Source organism: Limosilactobacillus sp., from assembly GCF_040772465.1.
Lineage (GTDB): Bacteria > Bacillota > Bacilli > Lactobacillales > Lactobacillaceae > Limosilactobacillus.
Genome location: NZ_JAXGYB010000005.1, coordinates 121,774 through 144,978, shown reverse-complemented (window position 1 = coordinate 144,978; position 23,205 = coordinate 121,774). Strand labels below are relative to the sequence as shown.

The window sequence follows — 23,205 nt, the reverse complement described above, 5'->3', positions numbered from 1 at the left end:
GAAACAGCTAAGCAAGAAGCTCAGCAATTTCAAATTATACTAGCTGTCAAATTGAATGTCAAGAACTAATTTGATTAATTTTTGACTGCTGAAATGAATCAGCAAATTGACAACTTCTAAATTGTACCAGATTGTTTAAATCTGTCAAGCTGTTTTTTGAAACTCTTTTGAAGAGCAACGCAACACAGCACAAATAAATATACCAAGAATCTATTTAGGCGTCAACCACTAATTAGAAACTTTCTTGAAAATCATATAGGCAACGGTAAATCTCAATGGCAGCTAAGTCCATCTTATCAAAGCGATAACGCTCACGATCATCAAGTTGGACCAAGACATATATACCCTCATCCTGCAAATAAGTGACATCGCAGACAGGAACGCCAAACATCGAAAAAGTTCGACACTGGCGATTTCCTGAGCGATCATCGCGCATCGCCTCAAGTCGTTTCACAATTCTCACCAGTTCAGATTGATCAGTCATCACACACCCTCCTTATTTGTTTTCTATGCTTTTTACCTTGTCGGGCCTAATCATCATGCAAAAAATTCCAGCAAACATCCCAAAATAATAAGTCAACAGGCGCCAAATGATCATTGCTAGCAACAGCTTAGAGCTTGAGTGAATAAAACTCGAAAAGAGAACAGAGAAACTATACTCCGCTCCTCCCGTGCCACCAGGTATCGGGAAAAGAGAAATAATCATAAAAATCAATACATGAAGACTCATCACCATCACAAAATTGAGACCATGTACACCTAACGCAAGCATGATGAAAAAGGGAATAGCATAGTAAAACAGCAATTGGCAAAGTGTAACTAAGCATACTTTAGCTAATTTCCGGTATTCCCGCTTCATCTTCAAACTTTCGTGATAAAAGCTATCAATCTTGCTGTTAAGACTGACAATCATCTTATGGTACCGTTCCCTTTTCATAAAGAAACGCAATGGCTTCACTACTAAATTAGTTATTCTTTTGGTAAACCCATACCAGTACATCACCATCAACAGAGCAATAATAACCGACAAGTGGATGAGAAAGCCAAACAAAACCAGTAGTGAAAGAGCGTGTACTTTCTCAGCAATGTAGTGAAACCCGATGATTAAACTGACTAAGAAGTTAATGACGATCATCGATTGAAACACGACGAATTTCATCAACAAAACTGAGCTAGCACGTCCCCCGTCTACTCCCGACTGAAGCAAAGCCACTAACTGAGCCGGCTGTCCTCCAGTTGAAAATGGCGTGATCCCGTTACCAAGCTGTTCAATGGGAGGAATCCTTAAAGCATCTTTCCACGTGAAGTCCGGGTAGCGATCGTGCATGAAGATCTTAACGACGACGCCTTCCAACAACAAGTACATGACAATACAAAAAATTGCCACAATCATCCATTGCCATTCTAGATGGCCGAGATTATGAACTAACTCATGTAAATTCTGTCCACGCATCGAATACGCAAAAATGCCCCCACCGAGGAGCAGCATTAAAATGAAAATCCACCAGTTTTTTCTAGTCATGATTCATCCCCACTTGTGCCTGTTCAATGTAAAAACGATGCCATATTTTTGCTAGATGTTCTTTGGAATACTTGGCACTTGCTTGGGCCGCTTTTTGTCGCAAAGCAGATAGAGCATGCCGATTATCCTTCAAAAGCCTAAGCTTGTTCTGCATTTCAGTAACATCCTTCGCTGGTTCGTAGTCACCAGCAATAATTGAATGATACAAAGAAAGATCACGAAGCATCACAGGTGTTCCACTACCAAATGCTTCAAGGACTGACATGGGAAAAAGTTCGTTAAACGATGGCAGTAAAAATAAATCAGCCACATTGTTCAATTCGTTAATCTCCTTGCGACTGACGATTCCCGGAAACCAGAGATTCTTCGGTGGATTGTCAACCACCTTCTTTAATTCCCGATATCCATCAGTAATCATGCCAAAAGAAAAGCCACCAGCCCAAATAAATTGAATATCAGGATTCTGACGAGCCAGACGGATAAAATCAGGAACTCCTTTCCTTTCCTGAATCTGTCCACTTCCTAAAACAACAAAGCTGTTTTCAGCAAGATGGTATTTTTTCCGTAGCCGTATTTTTTCCTGATCATCAACTGGATGAAAATTATCACTATCGACAAAATTCGGAATGTAAGTTATATCATCCCTAGCGATTCCATAAGCCTCTAGTTTTGGAATAAAAGATGGATTGACAACTACTAAGTGATCCATCCGCTTATAAAAGGCAATAACATATTTATAAAAGATGGAACGGAAAGGTTGCGGAATCTTCAAACTACCTTCCAGTGTCTCTGGCAAAAAATGCACATAACCGATTTTACGGCCGCGTTTTTTGGAAAAAGTCGAAAAGTAAAAAGGCAGATCAATCGTATGGTAGTGACTGATCTGACTCTGACGATAAGAGTTAATTTTGATATCAAATTCACCAGCAAAATTGCGTCTCAACATTCTGACAAGCTCAATGTAGGCACTACCTACCCCCTGGCCGGCCACTTTATCTGCTGAAGAATACATCGTTATTTTTAACATTATGGCCTCCTGATTACACCAAACAAGTTATGACGCCGCTTGTTTATGCGGTTATGACGGTATATTTGTTGGCACTGACGATAAAAATCAGTCACCCGACGGCCAAAAACCTCTGACGAAATATTATGCAGTTTTTCTTGACGCTTTGCTTCGCCTTCTTTGGTATTAGGATGGTTTAAGTAGTAAATGACACTTGAAACTAAATCAGAACGTTTTTGAAAACTGCGGCCAATAGCCGGATCATCAATTAACTGGTCAGTATAAGGACTACGCATAACGACAATTGGCAAGCCAGAAGCTAGCGCCTCGATATAAGTTAATCCCTGTGTCTCAGTATCAGAAGCAGACACTAAGACATTGGCCATCTGATAATAAAGATGAACATCTTCGTTAGGTACTGTTCCAGTAAACTGGACATATTGATTCAAATCCATGGCACTAACCTGGCGTTCAAGAGTTTGACGTGCAGGTCCATCACCGACAATAACTAAACGGGCATCTGGTCGTTTAGCCAAAATATCAGGTAAAGCTTCGATGATTTCATGGATATTTTTTTCATAAGCCAAACGGCTCAACGCCAGTAGGACAGGTGTCTTATCACTAAAACCAAGTCGCTGACGCAAATGCCGGAGTTCCCCATCCGAGCACTGCTTCTGATACATTGTCAGGTTTACCCCAGTGGGAATAACCTCAATGGGTGCACTAACTCCATAATCATGCAAAGCATCCAGCACCCGGTCACTCGGCGCAATCACGCCGGTGACGCCCTTCATGTAAAGCTTGACCAGTTTAGCAACGTCTTTTGGTTTCAGAATTTTACCGTTAGCAATGTAGTGTAAGTAATCACTATACATCGTGTGGTAGGTGTGGACGACCGGGATGCCCATTTCTCGAGCAGCCTCCTTGCCCATCAATCCCAAAGAGAATTCTGTTTGGTTATGGACAATGTCTAAATTCAGTTTTTTAGCTAAACGTAAAATTTTCAGCCAACCAGTTAGAGCAATCCGTCGTTCAGTAAAAGAAACAAAGGGAATACTATGAAACCGGTAAATGTTTTCACGACGATCATATTCCGGGTTGGAAAGCGGATCAGTAGTCGTAAAGATATATACGTGATGTCCCTGTGCTACCAACTCGTCACGCAGCGTTTTAATTGAAGTTGCAACCCCACTGACCTGAGGGAAGTATGTATCTGTAAACAAACCGATGTTCAAAGCAAAATACCCCTTTATTTCACAATCCGTTCGATTGCCACATAATCTCATTTATTCTAACCTGGTTGCCAAAGTGACGCAAGTTGAGACAGCAGATTTAAAAAAGCCTTGAAAATTGGCTTTGACCAATTAACAAGGCAAAATTTCTTATTCGAAATCGCGCAAAGCAGGAACTTGTGCTTTCACTAATTTTCCTACTGTTTCAGCATCAGTGGCTGCCAAAGCTTGGTGCAACAACGGTTGAAGCTGCCGTTTTTCAAGCTGTTTAATCAGTGACCGGACGCCAGTAACTTTGCTACTGGTCATTGAAAATTCATCCAACCCCATTGCTACAAGAAGTGGAACGGCTAGTTTGTTAGCAGCTAATTCGCCACAAAGACCAACCCACTTTCCTTCAGCGTGAGCCGCGTCAATCGTTCGTTTAATAGAACGCAGAATTGCCGGATGCATCCCGTTATACAGGTAAGAAACCCGCCGGTTACCCCGGTCCGCCGCAAACATATATTGGATAAGATCATTCGAACCAATACTGAAGAAATCAGCTTCACGCGCCAATTGATCGGCCATCATCACAGCTGAAGGCACCTCGACCATCATGCCAATTTGGATATCATCAGCCACCTTAACACCCTGATGAATCAAGTTACGTTTTTCATCATCTACGATGGACCGTGCCTCTTCAAATTCATCGAGGGTGGACACTAACGGAAACATAATAGCGAGACGTCCATAGGCAGAAGCCCGTAGCATAGCTCTGACCTGTGTTCGCAAAATCTGGGTATCTTTCAAACCAATTCGAATAGCCCGGAACCCAAGAAACGGATTGGTTTCATTCGGCAAGCGCAAGGTTCCCAAACGTTTATCGCCACCGATATCTAAGGTTCGCATGACTACCTTTTGATCAGGCATCGCCGTCAATACTTGCTTATAAGCCTTAAATTGTCGTTCCTCATCAGGCAGCTCCGCGCTATGCATGTAAAGGAACTCTGTTCGCAATAAGCCAACACCTTCAGCGCCATCCTCAAGCGATGGTGCAGCTTCATCGGGCATTTCAATATTAGCAGCGACCACAAAGTGATGACCATCCCGACTAATTGTTCGTTTTTCACGCAATGCACCATAACGTTGCATTTCTTGAGCATATTGCCCAGCCAAGCGTTGATAATGATCAATTGTTTTTTGATCTGGCGCGATGATCACTTTGCCATGCACCCCATCAACGATAATTTGATCACCGTTTTTAATCTGAGCAGTTGCATCCCCCGCCCCAACAACAGTGGGGATACGCAGCTGTTGTGACATAATCGCAAAATGCGATGTTGGCCCACCGTTATCTGTAATGAGTCCCCGGACATGATCATTAAAATTGACCATATCATTAGGGGTAATGCTGGCAGCCACGACAATCGCAGGATGATTGAGTTTTGTAGCGTCTGGCAAGGGCTTCTTCAAAAGATGACTTAACAAACGTTGGCGAACCTCGGTAACGGCCGTTGCCCGTTGACGCAAGTAGTCATTATTATTCATTTTTTTAAACAACTCTTGATAATGTTCGCTTTGCTGGGCAACAGCCCATTCTGCCGTATAATGGCTCAGCGTAATAAGATCCTGAATTTCTTGATAAAATTCCTGGTCCGCCATAATGTCAACTTCAATGTCCATTACCGTGGCCGCTTGCCGTCCAAGGTTAAGGTGTGCTTGCTGTTGAAGCTTTTTGATTTCATCACGCGTAATAGCAAAAGAATCATGAAGCCGTTGGACCTCATGATTCTGATCATTACTATGATGTTTGGTAACGGTAAAATGAACTGAACCCAACAAATAAGCCGGAGCGATAGCATAGCCACCGCTGGCCGCTAATCCGTTGAGAACTTTCATTAATTAATCAGCCAAACCTTCCTTGTGCATAGTTTCATCAATTGCCTTGATGGCGTCTGATTCGTCGTCACCTTCGGCAGTAATGGTAACGTCGGCGTTCTTGCCGACACCGAGTGACATAACACCCATGATTGACTTCAAGTTAACGCTCTTGCCATTGTATGACAGGTTAACATCTGAGTTAAACTTTGAAGCAGTCTGAACCAAAATGGTTGCTGGACGTGCATGAACACCAGTTTCGGCAACAATAGTATATTCGCGTTTTTCCATTATAATCATTCTCCTTGCAGCTATTTTGTAATTAGCGATATAACCAATCACATTACCATTTATTATACTACCAATAACGCGGTCTAATTACAAGCTTCTTAGCAAACGCTTCCAAATTATTAATAAATTTTAGTGCCGGTGATATGTAATGATTCCCTTTCGTCCCGCATCGCCTTCAATTTGGGTCCGGTATTCATAGTCATGGAAGATCCGCTGAAATTCCATGAAATTATCTGGTGTCACCGTAAAACTATCGATTTTTTTCAAACGCAAATCCTCTAATTTTTGGTGAAAATCTTCACTCACTGCTGAAAACTCCTTATACATTCTTAGTATTTATATATTTTAGCACGACTTCACTTCATATATAGGGGCACATGCATCAGACATTTTTAGCATTCTTAGCAGTTGAGTGCTAAAATTTAAGTCGGAAGCCTTGCGTTCCATTCAAAAGTCGTTATAATGTAGTCATTAGTCAAGAAAGGTCAAACTAATTTTAATTGACCTGCTAACAAAGGAGGATGCAAATGCTTTGCCAATTTTGTCATAAAAATCCGGCCACTATTCATCTCCAGATGAACCTCAATGGCCAGCGCATGCAGGTGGACCTCTGTCAGGACTGCTATCAAAAATTACAAAATATGCAAACAAATATGATGGGAAATGGAGGCAATAATATGGATAATCCATTCGGCTTCTCAAACATGGAAGACTTTATGAACGCAATGAACAACATGCAAAACCAAGCTGCCAACCAAAACATGGGTGCTAACCGGGCCCGTGGTCAACGTCAAGGCGGTAACGGCGGACGTAACGGTAAAGGCTTGCTTGGTCAATACGGAATTAACCTGACCGAAATGGCTCGCCAAGGTAAAATCGACCCAGTCATCGGTCGTGACAAGGAAACGGCCCGAGTTATCGAAATCCTCAACCGGCGGACTAAGAACAACCCAGTTTTAATCGGTGAAGCCGGTGTTGGTAAGACGGCTGTCGTTGAAGGCTTGGCCCAATCCATCGTTTCTGGTCAAGTACCGGACAAGCTGCGCAACAAGGAAATCATCCGTCTTGACGTGGTTTCACTTGTTCAAGGCACTGGTATCCGTGGTCAGTTTGAGCAACGGATGCAACAGTTAATGCAAGAGGTAAGGAAGAACAAGAACGTCATCCTGTTTATCGATGAAATTCACGAAATCATGGGTGCCGGCAATGCCGAAGGTGGCATGGACGCTGGTAACGTCTTGAAGCCAGCCTTAGCCCGTGGTGACTTCCAATTGATCGGTGCAACGACTTTGAACGAATACCGTAAGATTGAAAAGGACGCTGCCTTAGCACGGCGGTTCCAACCAGTTCAGGTCGATGAACCATCCGTCGACCAAACGATTAAGATTTTGAACGGGATCAAAGATCGTTACCAGGATTACCACCACGTAAAGTACACCGATGATGCCATTAAGGCTGCTGCTGAATTGTCTGACCGCTACATTCAAGATCGTTTCCTGCCAGACAAGGCTATTGACCTGATGGATGAAGCGGGTTCACGGAAGAACTTAACCCTGAAATCATCTGATCCGAATGCCATTGAAAACGACATTCACACAGCTGAAGCTCACAAGCAACAAGCTGTTGAAAATCAGGACTACGAAAAGGCTGCTTACTACCGCGACCAAGTCACCCAATTGAACAAGGCTAAAAAGGAAGCAGAACAAAAGCATGCTGAGGGCATCGCCACCGTCACCCGTGAGGACATTCAAAACGTCATCGAAGACATGACTGGTATTCCGGTTGGCGACCTTGTCAAGCAGGAGCAAAACCAGTTGCGTGACCTCGATAAGACGCTGGAAAAGCGGATTATCGGCCAAGATCAAGCGGTTGATAAAGTGGCTCGGGCTATCCGTCGTAACCGGGTTGGTCTGAATCAGAATAACCGGCCAATTGGTAGTTTCCTCTTTGTCGGACCAACTGGTGTTGGTAAGACCGAAACTGCTAAGCAATTGGCTAAGATTCTGTTTGGTTCCAAGGATTCTATGATTCGCTTTGACATGAGTGAATACATGGAAAAGGAATCTACTTCTAAACTGATCGGTGCTGCTCCTGGTTACATCGGTTATGACGAACCTGGTCAACTGACTGAACAAGTTCGTCGTCACCCTTACAGCCTGATCCTGCTGGACGAAGTTGAAAAGGCCCACCCAGACGTAATGCACATGTTCCTGCAAATTCTGGATGATGGTCGTCTGACGGACTCTCAGGGTCGGACGGTCAGCTTCAAGAACACCATCATCATCATGACTTCAAACGCCGGAACTGGTGATACCGAAGGCAACATCGGTTTTGGTCCAGAAGCTAGCGGTCAAACCCACTCCGTCATGGATAAGTTGACCAACTACTTCAAGCCAGAATTCTTGAACCGTTTCGATGACATCGTTGAGTTCAACCCTCTGACTAAGGACAACCTGATGAAGATCGTCGACCTGATGCTGGATGACGTTAACGACATGCTGAAAGCTAAGAAGCTGAGTCTCACCGTTGACGAAGACGTCAAGAAGAAGTTAGTTGACCTCGGTTACGATCCAAAGATGGGTGCTCGTCCGTTGCGTCGGACCATTCAGGAACAGATCGAAGACCGGATTGCCGACTTCGTTTTGGACAACAACGACGTTCATCAACTGGCCGCCCACTTGGACAAGGATGGCAACATTGAAGTCATCAGTGCAGTCCCTGCAGAAAGCGGAACAACCACACCAACCAAGACTGAAGACTAAAGTTAAAGAGATAGTTCATAACTTGCGGGGAATTCACCTCGCAAGTTTTTTTATTAGGAAAAGCCTTAATCTTTCTTAATAAAATCATCAAATTGTCACTTACTCTAGCCAGTAGCTGTATACTTAAATTAATTATCCAATTTATTGAGGAGTGAAGATGTATGGATCGCGCTTTTAAAACAGGTACCCCCATCTGGGTCTATTTCATTGATCTCGACACTGGTGAAAACCTGCAAATTCCCAAGCTATTGCGTGGCTTCTTAGATTCAGAATACCAAGTTCAGCCACCAAAAATTAACAAATATCGCTACATGAAAGCGGAAGGCGAACTCAGTGGCCATTTTGATATGCAGCAGCATACTATTAAACTCTACTATCGCCATAAAGACTGGGGAGAAGTCCAGACGATTGGCCTTTTCCTGCGCATCAAAAACCCCGTTCAACCTTTTGACGAAGTCGACGGTATTCCAGTCGGCCAACCCATTCCTGCAGGGATCATTATCAAATCATTCAAACGCGTCGCCACCTACACTCGCGAGTTTTGGTATGAAATTGGCAGCGACCAGTGGGTCCAGTTTAAAGACCGCGACATGGAACTAGTCGACCAGCCATTCCCAAAAAATAACGATGATGGTAAGCCAAAAACGGCTCAACTGGCGGAATCTGACCTCAATAGAACTGGCCTGGTTGACTATGTAAGGGGCATCGAATTGCCGGTCTACGCCAATCCATATGGTGAAGTTCTGGACCACGTAAGCAATGGCACTAAACTACAGTTAATAAGTGAACTGGACGATGAAAACGGTGTTAAATGGTATCATATGCAAGGCCAAGGCTATGTTAACGCCGCTTATGTTAAGCTAATTTAGCATTTAGCAAAAATAAAACCATTCAGATTGTGGCTAAAACACATTCTGAATGGTTTTTATTTAGTATTGAATGCCCAAGCTGCCATCAATTCCGCTCGTCATATCATTACTATCAGAGGTCACGGCAGAGCTTGCATCATCTGATTTTGACGATGAGCTTCGATGACTGCCAGCACTGCCGGGAACGTTGTATTCAGCGCCATCTGGCAGTTTGAAATCAGTATTAGTAACTCCATTATAACCATGTTGGTCATGATACATCCGCGTTTCGTTGTTATGAACCTTTTCATAAGGCAATCCCAGCTGTGCACGAACCAGTTTGGATACACGATTGATTTCTTTTGGTGAAGCAATCTGGAAAGATACACCCTCAATTGTGGCATCTTGTCCTTGGAAATGATACTTAGAAACGTTGTTCATCGCTGCATGGTAGTTAGCATACAAGATAGCAACGTTATCGATCGGCACATTAGTCTTCACGCCATCCTTCACCGCATCCAAGATCTTGTTAACTGCAGTTACAGAACCACTCTTCTTGAACTTGGTGATGACATCAGCCATGATTTGCTGTTGACGCTTTTGACGTCCGTAGTCATTATTCGGGTCGCTGTAACGCATCCGGGAGAATTTCAAAGCATTTTCACCATCAAGGTGTTGCTTCCCCTTCTTAAAGTGGTGACCTTCATAAGTGAAGGCAAACGGGTTATTAACATCCACACCACCGACAGCATTAACAACTTTCTTTAAAACACCCATATTGATTACGGCATAGTAATTAACGGGAACGTTTAATAATTCGGATACCTGCTTGCAAGTTTGTTTCGGGCCACCCAGTGAATATGCCGCGTTAATCTTAACGTAATCAGCACCTTCACTAGTATTAACCTTAACCAAAGTATCACGAGGAATACTGGTCATTGAGATACTCTGCTTTTTCGGATTGATCGTCATCAGTTCGAGAGTATCCGTATTACCACCCTTATTGCCCCGGTTCAATGCTCCGACATCAGTACCCATTAAGAGCACTGAAATAGGCTCACCTTTCTTAAGCTTCGGATCAATCTTGCCACTCTTGGCACCAAACACACCCTTAGCGGTACTGTGAATCTTGTGGTATTCCCAACCACCGGCACCAACGATGATTAGGACAATCAGCAGGATAAAGGCTTTCAACCATCCCCCCGTACGGTGCGGGTGCCAGTTGTTATTACCGTTATTGTCGTTACCACCATTGCCACCATCACTATTACCACCGATGTAATTATGACGTGCCGTTGAACTACGATTGTAGCTCTCAGTCCGGTTGACTTGCTGGTCAATATCTTCTTGAATCCGTTCGCGATATTGTTCTCGCGTTTCGTGTTTAACCATTACACAACCCTCATTGTTTTAAGATTGATTTTCTAAAATAATCAGCTCCCTATAAGTTAGCAAAATCGCAGACGATAGTCAATTTAATGGCTATTATTTAACTTTTCTGTAATAGATTTATAGCCGATCGCGCAAAATCGCGAAATGATACAGAAAAACCGACATCAGTTTGCACCAACAATAAAACCCGTCGTAAATAAGCCAAATCATAGTTGTGAAGCGAATGCAGCGGAATCGAGCGACTGCGTTCAGCTGGTCTGTGCCATTCTAAAAAGAAATTGTATTGATGATTATAATAATCATTGACCACTAGCAAACGATATCTAACGTGTTGGTGATAAGCAAATTTATGAAGTGCGCGATCGGTAATAATTCTTGTTTCCTTATCCGGGGTTAGCAAAACATTACTGGGCATTGCAACCACCTCGAAGTTATTATATCATAGTACTAGAACATTTGTTCGATTAAGTAAAAATTCTGGACTGTTAATAGACATCCGAGTAATATAATGGCAAGCAAATTTCAAAGGTGGTCGACCCATATCAAAAATCGATCTTTTCTGCATTTCTTGGTTTACCTAGCCATCTTTGCTGGTTTCATCTATGGCTATCACAATTCCCCGACATTCCAAAATAATGTCAATAACGTAGCCACTGTTGCGATGGCCAAGGTCAATCAACTGACTACCCAGTGGGGCCTAGGATCAACCAATAATTCGTCTGCTCAAAGCAATAACAGCAGCAGCCGCCAGGTTAGTCAGTCAAAAACTAAAGTCAGTGGCGAAGGGCGCTGGCCTAAACGCACCGCTACGGTCTATGTTTCCATCAATAACCCGACTCTTTACCAAGCCGCTGAAACTGCAATCAAAAGATGGAATGACACTGGAGCGTTTACGTTTAAACAAACCCACGATAAATCCAAAGCAGATGTTTACTTTCACACCAATGATGATCCCAATAATGGCAGTGCTGGCCTGACTACTGTCGAAAGCAATGCGATGACCGGTTACTTTGTCCATGCAGACGTCACCATCAACGCCGGTTATTTACTAGATCCTAACTATGGATATGGCACTGATCGAATCGTCAATACAGCGGAACACGAGCTTGGACATGCTATTGGACTCAACCACACAAATGATGTCTCCGTAATGCAGCCAGCGGGATCCATGTACACGATTCAACAAGAAGATATTAATCACGTTAATCAGTTGTACAACGAGAAGCCTAATGGCAGCGGCAAGCAAACTGTTTCCGAACCGCCAACAACTAATAATGGCAACCAAAACAGTGGTAACCAAGGAAATAATGATCAACAACAATAAATAAAGGGTTGTGGCTCAAATGCGCCGCAACCCTTTATTTAATTTGACTTTTCTTTGGTACAAAGCTAAGTGATAGCACAGCCAATACAACCAGAATACTGCCCAACCAGTCCATCGGCATCAACTGTAAATGAAATAACCATACTGACCCGATAGTAGCCGCTAACGGCTCAAAAGCATCTAAAAAGCCGGCCGTAGATGCTGGAACGTAGCGTAAAGCGCTACTAAATAACTGGAATGGCAAGATGGTCCCAAAGATTACTACGAATGCAATCAATGCCCAAGCTTGCATTCCCGTGGGCATCACCGTAAATGCTGGATGAATAACCATTAAACAAAGACCAGCAATAAACATCCCCCAACCAGTAACAACCATTGCTGGGAATCCCCGACGAATCATTGTGGATGGAGCGAGCACCGTCGTTGTATCGCCAATAGCAGAACAAATACCCCAGAATAAAACTGCCCCAGAGATAGCTAATTCATTGAAATGCCCGTGGGTGGCCAGCAAAACGACACCCAGGAAAGCGACCAAGGCGCTGATCATTTGAAATCTCTCTAACGGTTGATGTTGAAAAATGGCTTGGTAAGCCAAGATAAAAAACGGTCCAATGAATTGCAGAATCGTAGCAATCGAAGCGTTGCCTAACTGCACCGCCTCAAAATAACAGAACTGCACCGGAATGATTCCCAACAGTGCGTATAAAATAACTGTAGCGCCTGATTGACGGCTGTGCCACACTTTTAAGGGTCCCTTGCTCGTTACTACCGACAATCCCAAGAGGAACAAACCTGCGCACACCATCCGCACTTGAGACAGCCAAAGTGCATTGATCGAATGGTCCAGGTTAAAAAGGGCTTTGGCACATAATCCAGAAATTCCCCAAAATGTACAACAAATGATTCCGATAATCGTCCAAATTACCCTTTTGCGCCGTTCCATCAACGATACCTCCCTTTATTGCAGACGATGCAACCTCAGCGTTAGGTTCAGCCATGTCCCCACCATTACTAAGGTGTAAATACCGCAGAAAGCAGTTACGTATTTGATAAAGGGTAAAATATTCAAAACTTGTAAAATTGCCATGACGATAGTGATTACCGCGCCAATTACCACTTGTTTCATGATGCGTTGAGCTTCACGTTTTAAGATCTTCTTCTGTGATTGATTATCCATAATGATTTCACTCGCTTATCCACAAATTGTTTATGCTGTTAATTCTATCACGAATTGCACACAAAAAAAGCGGCGCCATTTAGCGTCGCTTTTGTTTTATTGGAATAAACTAGTCTTCGTTTTCCTTCATGGACTTACGAAGCTTGTCACCGATTTCTTCAAATCCTGGCTTGCCCAGCAGACCAAACATGTTAACCTTGTATGCTTCAACACCTGGTTGGTTGAATGGGTTAACACCGTTCAGGTAACCGGAAATAGCAATAGCTACTTCGAAGAAGTAAATTGCGTAACCAAGAGTGTGAGCCGTTTCATCTGGAAGGTGAACAGACATTACCGGAACACCACCATCGTTGTGGGCAGCTACAACGGCTTGGTAAGCCTTAGTGTTTGCCCAGTCCATGGTCTTGCCTTCAAGGTAGCCCAGGCCATCGAGGTTGTCATCTTCAGCAGGGATTTCAACATCGTAGTTAGGCTTGTCCAGCTTCAGAACAGTTTCAATCAGGTTACGACGACCTTCTTGAATGTATTGACCAAATGAGTGCAGGTCAGTGGTGAAGTTAGCGCTAGCTGGGAAGATACCCTTGTTGTCCTTACCACCAGATTCACCAACCAATTGCTTCCACCATTCGGCAAAGTTCTTCAGGTTTGGTTCGTAGTTTTCGATCAGTTCAGTAGTGTAACCCTTCCGGTACAGAATGTTACGGTAAGCAGCGTACTGGTAAGCAGGGTTAGTGTTTAAGTCAGTGTTGTCGAGTTCCTTTTCGGCATCAGCAGCACCAGCCATCAGTTGGTCGATGTCTCCACCAGAAACGGCGATTGGCAGCAGACCCACTGGAGTCAGAACTGAGTAACGGCCACCGATGTTGTCAGGAATAATGAAGCTTTCGTAACCGTTGGCGTCGGCTTCCTTCTTCAGGGCACCACGAGCCTTGTCAGTAGTAGCGTAAATACGCTTGTTAGCTTCTTCCAGACCATACTTGTCAATCAGCTTCTTCTTGAATACACGGAAGGCGATTGATGGTTCAGTAGTGGTACCAGACTTGGAAATGATGTTAATTGAGAAGTCCTTGTCACCAACTAACTGAACTAAGTCGTGAACGTAAGTAGAGCTGATGGAGTTACCAGCAAAGACAACCAGAGGTGCCTTGCGGTCTTTAGCATCCTGTGCTTCATAGAAGGTGTTGTGCAGGAAGTCAACAGCCATCCGGGCACCTAAGTATGAACCACCGATACCAATAACAACGAGGACTTGAGAGTCAGACTGAATCTTCTTAGCAGCCTTCTTGATCCGGGCAAATTCGTCCTTGTCGTATTGGGTTGGTAAATGCAGCCAACCAGTGAAGTCATTGCCGGCACCAGTGCCGTTACGCAAATCCTTGTCAACTGCATTAACCATTGTTTGCATCTGAGCCAGTTCGTGTTTGCCCACGAAACGTTTCAGAGCACTACTGTCTAATGAAACCTTAGCCATTAATTTCACGTTCCTTTCCAAAAAAACGGCATAGTAATTCAATACCGCACCTATCATATCGAATACACCAAGTTTTTTCAACTTTGTGCATACGTTTGCGCAGCGCTTTCAAGCGCAATATTGGCTTACTTTGCCGTCATCAAAAAGGTTATTTAATTAAAAAATTATTTGATTAAATCCGACTGTGTGGCGTCGATGCAATCAACATAATCTTACCCTTCAGTGTCCATTCGTCAACATCGTGTGGCATCAAGAAGTGAACACCACGGTGCAGTGGGTAATCTTTACCATCAATGGTTAAAGTACCTTCACCTGTGATCACGCTAGCTAGCATGTAAGCACGGTCACCGCGTTGAAGTGTCAGTTCGTCATTGACGTCCCACTTGTAAACTGAGAAGAACTTCGACTTTGGTGGTTCGATGAAAGTCGTCACCGTGTTATTGCCGATGTGCTTAACTGAAGTGTTCAATTCGGGCATCTTAAACGGTACCGTCGTCACGTCAATTGATTGCTTGATGTGTAAGTCACGCTTCTTGCCTGTCTTCTTATCTACCCGATCATAGTCGTACAGACGGTAGGTCGTGTCTGAACTCTGTTGAGTTTCCAGCGCTTCGATTCCCTTGTTCAAAGCATGAATGGTACCGGATGGAACATAGACAAAATCGCCTGTCTTAACCGGCAACTTGCCGAGCAACTTATCCCATTCATGGTTATCGATCATTTCCTTGAGCTGTTCACGTGTTTTGGCCGTATGACCATAAGTCAGGTAAGCACCTGGTTCAGCATTGATGATGTACCAACATTCAGTCTTTCCTAAATCGTGTTCGTGCTTCAATGCGTACTCATCGTCAGGATGTACCTGAACAGACAAGCTGGCTTCAGCATCCAAGATCTTAGTTAAGAGAGGAAAAACCTTTGAAGTCGGCTTACCAAATAAGTCGGGGTGCTGGACATAAACATCAGCCAATTTTTGACCAGCAAATTGACCGTTTTCAATAAAGGAAGGCCCATGCGGGTGACCAGAAATTGCCCAGCATTCGCCAATTTTGCCATCTGGTAAATCGTAGCCAAAGTCAGTAGCTAACTTGCGGCCACCCCAAATCTTTTCGTGAAATACAGGCTTAAGGAAAAATGGTTCTGACATAATCTCAAATAACTCCTATCTCTCTATGATTTAATTTTCATTCAAATCAACAACGGTGTAACCACGAGTATCATACAAGTTACGACTGGTAGAATATTCAATATTAGTCCCCGTTGTCAACCACACCACTTGTTCAATTTCCAGCATTGGTGTGTCTGTTTGCGCTCCAAGGTATTGAATATCATAATCAGTTGCCTTTGCAGCATGGATTTTCCGGTAAGCACCGCCAAAATGCAAGTGAAGTTTATGGTGAATATAATGATAGATTGACTTGTGCAAAATATCATCTGTCAAATTAGGTACAAGACGAACAGGCATAAAAGTGTGCTCCAAAATAAATGGCTTCTTGTCCATCAAACGCAGCCTAATAATCTCATAGACCGGTTCATTCTTGGCGATCCCCAAATTTTTGGCAATTTGTTCACTGGGAAATGACACTTCAAATTTGATCACTTTGCTCGTAATGTGTTTGGCACCCATTTGCCGGTATAAGCCGTTAAAGGCGTTGGCAGGTGCATCGTGTTCATTGACCAGCGCCGAAACGTCGCGAACATAAGTACCTAAACCTGACTTTTTGTATACCATCCCCGCCCTAGCCAAATGGTCTAGGGCATTCTTAACAGTAATCTTGCTGACGCCAAATTCCTTGGCCAGCTCGATCTGATTCGGAATCAACTGTTTTGGCGGATACGTCCCATCTTCAATCCGTTGTCTAATTTTTTCTGCAACATACTGATACTTCTTCATGAAATTTCATCTGACTTCCGGTATTTGTTTGAGTTCTCCTTCCGACAAGCCACGCATCTGATAATAATTGACTAACGCCCCCAGTAAATTGCCATCAGCATGGAATTGACTTACGGCAAGGTCTGGACGGATCAAATCAAACTTGGTGCCGTTGACCTTTAACTCATTGGCAGTAATTCTTTCACGGATAGCGTTTCCGGCTTGATCCAGCATCGGCAAAAGATGCGGATTGCGCGAAACGCCACCTCCAATAACAATTCTATCAGGGTCAAAGCTATATTGTAAATTATAGATAACAGATGCTAAGTTACTTATCAGAACATGAACTGCGGCCTGGGCACTTGCGTTGCCATCAACTGCTAAATCAAATACTTCTTTGCCACTATAGTGACGTCCCACTTGTTGGCTGAAGTTTTTTGCCATTGCAACGGGCGAACACATATTAGACAAAGTCAAGCCATTGCTGGCTGGATGCTGAGCCATCATATAGCCAAACTCACCACCGGACAAATGAGCTCCGTGCCAAATGTGATTATTGAAGATGACCGCGCCACCAATGCCGCTACCGATAACCAGCATCAACATACTATCGCCATCACGACCAGCACCAAATTGGCATTCAGCTAATCCTGCACAGTTGGCATCATTTTCAATCGTGACGGGGACAGCCAAGTGCTCTTCGAGGGCTTGACAAATCGGAAAATTATGGATATAGGGGATTGCGCTAGCCCCACCGATAATGCCAGTCTTTTGGTTCACCGCACCTGGAGAAGAAATGGCAACCCCATCAACGGCACCATATCTTTGTTCAACTTGTTGCTTGGCATCGACTAGAGCTTGGTAATAGCCATCTAAAGTAGATGGTGTGGGAACTGGTGATAGCTTCGTCAAGATACCGCTTTGCCAATATCCCAACTTAATTGCTGTTCCCCCAAGATCCACAACTAGTAGCTTGGTCACGATCATCACTCCTCACATTTTTCGTTACATTACATTCAAACCACAATAAAGGCTGGGAAAGAGTCCTAGCCTTTATTTGGTTCAATGACTATTCATCAGACTGACCTAATCAGCAGCCTTGTCGCCACTCTTTTGTTCATCAGCCAACTTAGCCTGTTCCTTCTTGTACAGGTAGTTGTCATAGCGCTTAGCAAATGGCCAGTAAACCAGGGTTGAGATGACTAGCGTACAGAATTGCCAGATAGCCATCTTCCAACCACCGATCAAGAATCCGGAAATGACGGCTGGTGTCGTCCACGGTGCAGCCACACCATTCAGTGGTGGCACAATCTGGAAGTAAATGACTGCGTAAGTAGAAACGGCCACGATCAGTGGAGTCAGGAAGAACGGAATGGCCAGGAATGGGTTCATCACCATCGGCATACCGAACAGGAATGGCTCGTTGATGTTGAAGATGGCAGGAATCAGCTCCAATTTACCGATTGACTTCATCTGTGCGGACCGGGCAGCAACCAGGGTAAAGACAACCAGACCAATCGTAATCCCTGAACCAGTCAGGTTAATAAAGTTGTTGTAGAATTCGTTGGTAATAATGTGGGCACCACTAGCCAGGGTTAACTTACCAGCGTGGTACAAAGCAGCGTTAGCAGCGGTGTTAGGAATTAAGAACGCTCCGGCAATAGCACCAACAATCAAACCACCGTGGACACCGAAGAACCAGAAGAATGAAACTGCCAGGCCAATGACGATGGCACCACCTAGTGAGTCAGAGATACCCTGCATTGGCATTTCGAGCAATTTGTAGATCAGTTGCAGCATGTCGGTGTGAAGGAAAGTCTTAATGATAGCAAAAATCAACATGGAAGCAATTAAATCAACAGCAGCTGGAATCATTGCGGAGAATTGGTTAGCAACAGCAGCTGGAACCTGTTCTGGCAGTGAAATCTTCCAACCATGACGCAGCATGGATGAGTATGACCAACCGACCAGCAGACCGATAATGATAGCAGCAACCATCCCCTGGCCGCCTAACCAAGTGATGTTAATGCAACCGGTAACTGGTGCCTTCATCAAGGTCTGAATAGCATGCGGCAATTTGTCAACGTTGGCAGTTACAACAGAAGACTTCATAACTACCGTACCGGCAGTATTTTTAACTCCTTCCTTCATCGCGGTTTTAACGGGGTTGTCAATCTGTAGAAACTGCAGCATCAAGAATGAAGACAATGCAGTCAAACCAGCCGGTAACGGTTCAAAGCCCTCATTCTGCACGTAAACATAAGCAATCCCAACAACGGCCCACATTGAAAGAATGTTAAAAGTAGCGTTGTAGGCTTGGCTAAAGAATGCTGCCCAGCCTGAATCCGTCATTGCCTTTGCAATAGCAGGAACTGGAATATTTGAGAAAATTAAGAAGACGGACCCAATGATGATAAATGGAAGTGCATAAACCATCCCATTTTGCAGGGCCTTAATTGCCTTCGTATTAACGAACTTCATTACAGGGGGCAAGATTTTGTTATTAACAAATTGCCCAACCTTGCTCGTTGAACCTGTGTCTTCAGCCATTATAATTCATCTCCATTGTTAGCAAATACTTGCTTAAACCAGTAGTAAGATTTCTTTGGAACCCGCTTCAAATCGCGCAAGTCGTGGTTGGTGCGGTTAACGTAGACAGCCCCGTAACGCTTATTGAAGTCAGCATGTGAACTCGGGATATCAATTAATCCCCAACCTAGATACCCGATCACCTTGGCACCGTCGATAAACATCGCATCCTTCATGGCCTTGATGTGTTCACGGTGGTAGGCAATCCGCTCATCATCTTCAATCTGGTGTTTGCCATCCCATTGCTCGTGAATCCCAATTCCGTTTTCAATCGGGAAAGCTGGAACACCATAACGATTATAGAGATGGGTGATAATTGTCCGGAAACCAGTCGGATCAATATTCCAGCCCCATTCTGTATGCTTAACGAAGCGGTTAGCTTCCATCCCATAATTAAGGTAACGGTTAGGAGCGGCATCTGCTGGCACCTTATCCGCATTCAGCGTTGTCGATTGGTAGTAGCTGAACGCCAGGAAATCAGCGTGCATCTTTGCCAAAATCTCGTTGTCGCCGTCTTGGTAGTCATAATTAATCTTATGATTGCTGATATATGTCTGGACTTCGTTGCTGTAGTGGCCATTGACAAAGGCCTCAGCTAAGTTGTCGTACTCAAATTCATTGACCTTCCGGGCAGCGGCAACGTCAATTGGCTTGGACGTCGCAGGATAAACGGGCGTGTAAGCGATCATTCCCCCAAAGTAAATGTCACTAACTTTTTCATGGGCGTACTCCTCAATTTCGGCATGAGCGAGCATCGTGTGATGAAAAATCGTGTACATATCAGAAATGGTCTTATCACCCTTTTGATAGCCGGCGATGTTAAAGACTTCATCTTGGAAGTACAGGTTATGTTCATTAAATGTTATCCAGTACTTCACACGGTCACCAAAGTGATCCACCATCTTTTTGCCAAAACGGATAAAGGCTTCCATCACGTGCCGTGACATAAAACCGTTATACTGTTCTGCAAGGTGCAGCGGCATGTCAAAGTGATATAAGCAGATCATTGGAGTGATACCACGATCGATCATTGCGTTGATTAGACGATCATAAAAGGCAATGCCTTTCTTATTAAATTGTCCATCCCCATTTGGGCAAACCCGTGACCAAGAAATCTGAATCCGGTACATGTTCATATTCATACCCTTCATCAAATCAAGGTCTTCGTCATAGCGGTGATATTCATCAATGGCAACGTGCCAATCCGTGGTGGTTGGTGTGGCATGGCGGACATCATAAACTGATAATCCCTTTCCATCCTCATTCCAGGCTCCTTCGGTCTGCATGCTTGAGACTGAATTACCCCAGAAAAAACCGTCTGGCATCTTGCGTACAGTCACGTTTAATTACCTCCTAGCAGTTGTTCGAAAGCGCTTTCGACATCATTAATGTACAACACTTTTTGGTAAAAAACAACTCTTTTTTAAATTAAAAAACATGTTTTTAAAATAAGGGGGCATAAAAAAAGAGTTCGTGAAAACTCACGAACTCAATCGTTAATATTGTTAATTCGGTTTACTTAGCAGCCTTTTCACAAGCACTCAAAAGTTGTTCGAGGCTCTGACTGCCAAAGATAACTGGCCCGCCATTGACCATCGTTGCCGGAACACTCATGACCTTCTTTTCTTTGCGCAGCTGAGGATAATCTGCTAAGTCAATCATTGTTGCGCTTACCTTCGGATTCAGTGAGGCCATCCGCTGACAAGCTGCTACTACGTCTGGGCAGAAATGGCAGGTCAGCGATACACCAATCTGAATCTTCGTTGCTGGCAAAGCCTTAATCCGTTCAACCAAGGATGGGTCCACTTGTTGTCCGGCACTACCGACATTGTAGATACCAAGAACCAATGAACTCATTTCATGCCCTGTTGGGATGCCCGCATAATGCAAACCAGTATCCTGGCCATCGACGATTAACCGCAACTGTGGCAAGTAGTCATCACTAGCTGCTTGGCCTTTCTTCACCGTTAGTTTGTCACTGTAGGAAGCTACTTCATCGATAAAGCTCTCCAGTTCCTGACTCTTCTGGGAGCCATCCTCCAATAATTCCAGGGTGACGTCTTTCTTCAGACGACCAAAGACAACGTTTAATTGCTTGACGATGTCATCACTGAGCCATTTACCTTCGTGCTTAGTAACTGAACTGTCATCAGAGGTTGCAACACTAGAAGTCTGCCCGACCGTCTGGGCTGGTTGAGTCTTATTTTCATGGATTGGAATGCCGAGGCGTTGCTTCTGGGCAGTAACGTATTTCTCTGCGGCAGTAGCAGCTGTGGCCCCGTCGGCAGCAGCAGTAATGATCTGACGTAGCGGCTTGACGATCACATCACCAGCAGCATAGACACCCTTAACGTTAGTGGCACAATTTTCATCGGTCTTAATGTAACCCCGGTCGTCCATGTCAACCAGTCCCTTCAATGACTTAGTAGCCGGCACAGTGCCAACATAGACAAAGACACCAAAGGTTTGGTCACCATCGTCGACGTGGTACACAGTCTTTTCACCGCTCTTGTTATTAACCAGCGTTGCTTCCTGGACGTAATCATCCCCACTAACGCTTTCCAATTCGGTATTGTACTTCACCGAAACTTTCGGGTTATTTAAAGCGCGGGCAGCAATCAGGGATGGGCAGTGGAAACGATCAGCACGCACTAAGACGGTGACGTGCTTGCCAAAGCGAGTCAGGTAGTCAGCTTCTTCGGCAGCGGCATAACCTCCGCCGACAACGAAGATTTGCAGACCACTAAAGAGTTCACCATCACAGGTCGAGCAATAGGCAACCCCGCGACCACGAAATTCATCTTCACCTTTAAAGCCGACTTTCCGTGGATTAGCACCAGTGGCAATGATGACCGCACGTGCCAGATAAGTCTTGCCACTCTTAGTGGTCAGCTTCTTGACGTCACCATCAAAGTCAAATTTAGTTACCTGATCATGGTCAATTTTGACCCCAAAATCAGCCACCTGCTGCTGCATCTTATTCATCAAAGCCGTACCATCGACTTTTTCAACGGCTGGATAGTTGTAAACAACGGACGTCGTCGTGACCTGGCCACCGACATTGTCACCTTCCAAAATCAAAGTGTCGAGGGTAGCACGTCCGGCGTAAATTCCAGCTGATAAACCAGCTGGACCAGCACCGATAATCGCAACATCATAAATATGTTCTTTCTCTGCCATCGTAATTCCTCCAGTTAAAAAAAGCAGCCGGCATTCGATACCGACTGCCTAACATATAAACGGCAACGATTAAATTAAAGCTTACCAACAAGGTCCAGGCTTGGCTTGATGGTGTCATCGCCCGGCTTCCAGTTTGCAGGGCAAACACGGTCACCGTGTTCGCGAACGAACTTAGCAGCTTGGAGAGTCCGCAGAATTTCGTCTGCAGAACGGCCAACGCCCATGTTGTTGATGGTATATGACTGAACCTTGCCATCAGGGTCGATGATGAAGACAGCACGGAAGGCGTTGCCTGATTCTTCATCCAGCACATCAAATTGACGAGCTAACTTACCATTGCGGTCAGAAAGCATTGGGTACTTAATCTTGCCGATCTTTTCGGAAGCCTTAGCCCATGCTTGGTGGACGTATTCGTCATCCTCTGATACAGAGTAAACTTCAGCGTCAGCATCCTTAAATTCTTTATAGTTATCTTGTAATGCTTCTAGTTCAGTTGGGCAAACAAAAGTAAAGTCTTCTGGGTAGAAGAAGATGATGCTCCAGTGGCCTAACAAGTCTGACTTCTTGACCTGCTTGATTTCACCGTCTTGGTAAGCAGCAGTTTGAAAATCATCAATTTCGTGATCGATAAAGTTCATCTTATATCCTCTCCTTATTTAGAATGATTATCAACTACAATTA

The 23,205-nt window shown here is 44.2% G+C and carries 22 protein-coding genes; 3 read left to right on the top strand and 19 right to left on the bottom strand.

Annotated elements, in window-relative coordinates; genetic code table 11:
• Window positions 1-232: 232 nt before the first annotated feature.
• From AB3114_RS06550 to AB3114_RS06520, 7 genes are all read right to left on the bottom strand, one after another.
• The gene (locus AB3114_RS06550) at window positions 233-484 is read right to left on the bottom strand and encodes a DUF1797 family protein (protein ID WP_367342458.1); all 252 of its coding nucleotides are present in this window, start codon (window positions 482-484) and stop codon (window positions 233-235) included.
• Between the two features lie 12 nt (window positions 485-496).
• A complete protein-coding gene (locus AB3114_RS06545) occupies window positions 497-1,522 on the bottom strand; it encodes a YbhN family protein (protein ID WP_367342457.1) in 1,026 nt (341 codons plus the stop codon).
• On the bottom strand, window positions 1,515-2,549 hold the full coding sequence (locus AB3114_RS06540; RefSeq protein WP_367342456.1) for a glycosyltransferase family 4 protein: 1,035 nt from the start codon (window positions 2,547-2,549) through the stop codon (window positions 1,515-1,517). Before AB3114_RS06540 ends, AB3114_RS06545 begins: the two co-directional genes overlap by 8 nt.
• Window positions 2,549-3,763 carry a glycosyltransferase family 4 protein gene (locus tag AB3114_RS06535; RefSeq protein WP_367342455.1) on the bottom strand — a complete coding sequence of 405 codons (1,215 nt, stop codon included), beginning with the start codon at window positions 3,761-3,763 and terminating at the stop codon, window positions 2,549-2,551. Before AB3114_RS06535 ends, AB3114_RS06540 begins: the two co-directional genes overlap by 1 nt.
• Window positions 3,764-3,910: 147 nt before the next feature.
• Complete coding sequence (ptsP, locus tag AB3114_RS06530; RefSeq protein WP_367342454.1) at window positions 3,911-5,641, bottom strand: phosphoenolpyruvate--protein phosphotransferase; 1,731 nt, start codon at window positions 5,639-5,641, stop codon at window positions 3,911-3,913.
• Window positions 5,642-5,644: 3 nt separating this feature from the next.
• On the bottom strand, window positions 5,645-5,911 hold the full coding sequence (locus AB3114_RS06525; protein WP_367342453.1) for a phosphocarrier protein HPr: 267 nt from the start codon (window positions 5,909-5,911) through the stop codon (window positions 5,645-5,647).
• A 129-nt stretch (window positions 5,912-6,040) separates the two neighbouring features.
• On the bottom strand, window positions 6,041-6,217 hold the full coding sequence (locus AB3114_RS06520) for a hypothetical protein (protein ID WP_367342452.1): 177 nt from the start codon (window positions 6,215-6,217) through the stop codon (window positions 6,041-6,043).
• A 221-nt stretch (window positions 6,218-6,438) separates the two neighbouring features.
• Here AB3114_RS06520 and AB3114_RS06515 point away from each other — a divergent pair, with 221 nt between their 5' ends.
• Window positions 6,439-8,673: an AAA family ATPase gene (locus AB3114_RS06515; RefSeq protein WP_367342451.1), complete on the top strand. Its 2,235-nt coding sequence runs from the start codon at window positions 6,439-6,441 to the stop codon at window positions 8,671-8,673.
• A gap of 161 nt (window positions 8,674-8,834) precedes the next feature.
• A complete protein-coding gene (locus AB3114_RS06510; protein ID WP_367342450.1) occupies window positions 8,835-9,542 on the top strand; it encodes a MucBP domain-containing protein in 708 nt (235 codons plus the stop codon).
• A 60-nt stretch (window positions 9,543-9,602) separates the two neighbouring features.
• Here the strand turns inward: AB3114_RS06510 and AB3114_RS06505 are convergent, their stop codons facing one another.
• Together AB3114_RS06505 and AB3114_RS06500 are read right to left on the bottom strand one after the other, a co-directional pair.
• Entirely contained in the window at window positions 9,603-10,913 is a 1,311-nt protein-coding gene (locus tag AB3114_RS06505) for an LCP family protein (RefSeq protein ID WP_367342449.1), read from the bottom strand.
• Window positions 10,914-11,010: 97 nt separating this feature from the next.
• Window positions 11,011-11,328 carry an acetyl-CoA carboxylase gene (locus tag AB3114_RS06500; RefSeq protein WP_367342448.1) on the bottom strand — a complete coding sequence of 106 codons (318 nt, stop codon included), beginning with the start codon at window positions 11,326-11,328 and terminating at the stop codon, window positions 11,011-11,013.
• Window positions 11,329-11,421: 93 nt separating this feature from the next.
• Between AB3114_RS06500 and AB3114_RS06495 the strand changes: the two genes are divergently transcribed.
• On the top strand, window positions 11,422-12,237 hold the full coding sequence (locus AB3114_RS06495) for a matrixin family metalloprotease (protein ID WP_367342447.1): 816 nt from the start codon (window positions 11,422-11,424) through the stop codon (window positions 12,235-12,237).
• Between the two features lie 34 nt (window positions 12,238-12,271).
• On the opposite strand, the gene AB3114_RS06490 is transcribed toward AB3114_RS06495, so the two are convergent.
• The 10 genes from AB3114_RS06490 to AB3114_RS06445 form a co-directional block, all read right to left on the bottom strand.
• Entirely contained in the window at window positions 12,272-13,180 is a 909-nt protein-coding gene (locus AB3114_RS06490; RefSeq protein ID WP_367342446.1) for a DMT family transporter, read from the bottom strand.
• Between the two features lie 15 nt (window positions 13,181-13,195).
• Window positions 13,196-13,414 (bottom strand): hypothetical protein, encoded by a 219-nt coding sequence (locus AB3114_RS06485; protein WP_367342445.1) that lies wholly within the window; start codon window positions 13,412-13,414, stop codon window positions 13,196-13,198.
• 109 nt (window positions 13,415-13,523) lie between these two features.
• Entirely contained in the window at window positions 13,524-14,885 is a 1,362-nt protein-coding gene (locus tag AB3114_RS06480) for a glucose-6-phosphate isomerase (RefSeq protein ID WP_367342444.1), read from the bottom strand.
• A gap of 172 nt (window positions 14,886-15,057) precedes the next feature.
• Window positions 15,058-16,029 (bottom strand): mannose-6-phosphate isomerase, class I, encoded by a 972-nt coding sequence (gene manA / locus AB3114_RS06475; protein WP_367342443.1) that lies wholly within the window; start codon window positions 16,027-16,029, stop codon window positions 15,058-15,060.
• 30 nt (window positions 16,030-16,059) lie between these two features.
• Window positions 16,060-16,776: a GntR family transcriptional regulator gene (locus AB3114_RS06470; protein ID WP_367342442.1), complete on the bottom strand. Its 717-nt coding sequence runs from the start codon at window positions 16,774-16,776 to the stop codon at window positions 16,060-16,062.
• A gap of 6 nt (window positions 16,777-16,782) precedes the next feature.
• Complete coding sequence (locus AB3114_RS06465) at window positions 16,783-17,736, bottom strand: ROK family protein (protein WP_367342441.1); 954 nt, start codon at window positions 17,734-17,736, stop codon at window positions 16,783-16,785.
• 105 nt (window positions 17,737-17,841) lie between these two features.
• Window positions 17,842-19,305: a PTS sugar transporter subunit IIC gene (locus AB3114_RS06460; RefSeq protein WP_367342440.1), complete on the bottom strand. Its 1,464-nt coding sequence runs from the start codon at window positions 19,303-19,305 to the stop codon at window positions 17,842-17,844.
• Complete coding sequence (locus tag AB3114_RS06455; RefSeq protein WP_367342465.1) at window positions 19,305-20,669, bottom strand: glycoside hydrolase family 1 protein; 1,365 nt, start codon at window positions 20,667-20,669, stop codon at window positions 19,305-19,307. Before AB3114_RS06455 ends, AB3114_RS06460 begins: the two co-directional genes overlap by 1 nt.
• Before the next feature lie 190 nt (window positions 20,670-20,859).
• Entirely contained in the window at window positions 20,860-22,524 is a 1,665-nt protein-coding gene (locus tag AB3114_RS06450; protein ID WP_367342439.1) for an FAD-dependent oxidoreductase, read from the bottom strand.
• A 74-nt stretch (window positions 22,525-22,598) separates the two neighbouring features.
• Window positions 22,599-23,162 carry a peroxiredoxin gene (locus tag AB3114_RS06445; RefSeq protein ID WP_367342438.1) on the bottom strand — a complete coding sequence of 188 codons (564 nt, stop codon included), beginning with the start codon at window positions 23,160-23,162 and terminating at the stop codon, window positions 22,599-22,601.
• Window positions 23,163-23,205 lie beyond the last annotated feature (43 nt).

Excerpts from the sequence above, each read along its gene's own strand:
- AB3114_RS06490 (WP_367342446.1), bottom strand. The coding sequence starts at position 13,180 with ATGGAACGGCGCAAAAGGGTAATTTGGACGATTATCGGAATCATTTGT.
- manA (WP_367342443.1), bottom strand. The coding sequence starts at position 16,029 with ATGTCAGAACCATTTTTCCTTAAGCCTGTATTTCACGAAAAGATTTGG.
- AB3114_RS06510 (WP_367342450.1), top strand. The coding sequence starts at position 8,835 with ATGGATCGCGCTTTTAAAACAGGTACCCCCATCTGGGTCTATTTCATT.
- AB3114_RS06545 (WP_367342457.1), bottom strand. The coding sequence starts at position 1,522 with ATGACTAGAAAAAACTGGTGGATTTTCATTTTAATGCTGCTCCTCGGT.
- ptsP (WP_367342454.1), bottom strand. The coding sequence starts at position 5,641 with ATGAAAGTTCTCAACGGATTAGCGGCCAGCGGTGGCTATGCTATCGCT.
- AB3114_RS06515 (WP_367342451.1), top strand. The coding sequence starts at position 6,439 with ATGCTTTGCCAATTTTGTCATAAAAATCCGGCCACTATTCATCTCCAG.
- AB3114_RS06505 (WP_367342449.1), bottom strand. The coding sequence starts at position 10,913 with ATGGTTAAACACGAAACGCGAGAACAATATCGCGAACGGATTCAAGAA.
- AB3114_RS06525 (WP_367342453.1), bottom strand. The coding sequence starts at position 5,911 with ATGGAAAAACGCGAATATACTATTGTTGCCGAAACTGGTGTTCATGCA.
- AB3114_RS06540 (WP_367342456.1), bottom strand. The coding sequence starts at position 2,549 with ATGTTAAAAATAACGATGTATTCTTCAGCAGATAAAGTGGCCGGCCAG.
- AB3114_RS06550 (WP_367342458.1), bottom strand. The coding sequence starts at position 484 with ATGACTGATCAATCTGAACTGGTGAGAATTGTGAAACGACTTGAGGCG.
- AB3114_RS06500 (WP_367342448.1), bottom strand. The coding sequence starts at position 11,328 with ATGCCCAGTAATGTTTTGCTAACCCCGGATAAGGAAACAAGAATTATT.
- AB3114_RS06460 (WP_367342440.1), bottom strand. The coding sequence starts at position 19,305 with ATGGCTGAAGACACAGGTTCAACGAGCAAGGTTGGGCAATTTGTTAAT.
- AB3114_RS06450 (WP_367342439.1), bottom strand. The coding sequence starts at position 22,524 with ATGGCAGAGAAAGAACATATTTATGATGTTGCGATTATCGGTGCTGGT.
- AB3114_RS06485 (WP_367342445.1), bottom strand. The coding sequence starts at position 13,414 with ATGGATAATCAATCACAGAAGAAGATCTTAAAACGTGAAGCTCAACGC.
- AB3114_RS06480 (WP_367342444.1), bottom strand. The coding sequence starts at position 14,885 with ATGGCTAAGGTTTCATTAGACAGTAGTGCTCTGAAACGTTTCGTGGGC.
- AB3114_RS06495 (WP_367342447.1), top strand. The coding sequence starts at position 11,422 with ATGGCAAGCAAATTTCAAAGGTGGTCGACCCATATCAAAAATCGATCT.
- AB3114_RS06445 (WP_367342438.1), bottom strand. The coding sequence starts at position 23,162 with ATGAACTTTATCGATCACGAAATTGATGATTTTCAAACTGCTGCTTAC.
- AB3114_RS06455 (WP_367342465.1), bottom strand. The coding sequence starts at position 20,669 with ATGCCAGACGGTTTTTTCTGGGGTAATTCAGTCTCAAGCATGCAGACC.
- AB3114_RS06470 (WP_367342442.1), bottom strand. The coding sequence starts at position 16,776 with ATGAAGAAGTATCAGTATGTTGCAGAAAAAATTAGACAACGGATTGAA.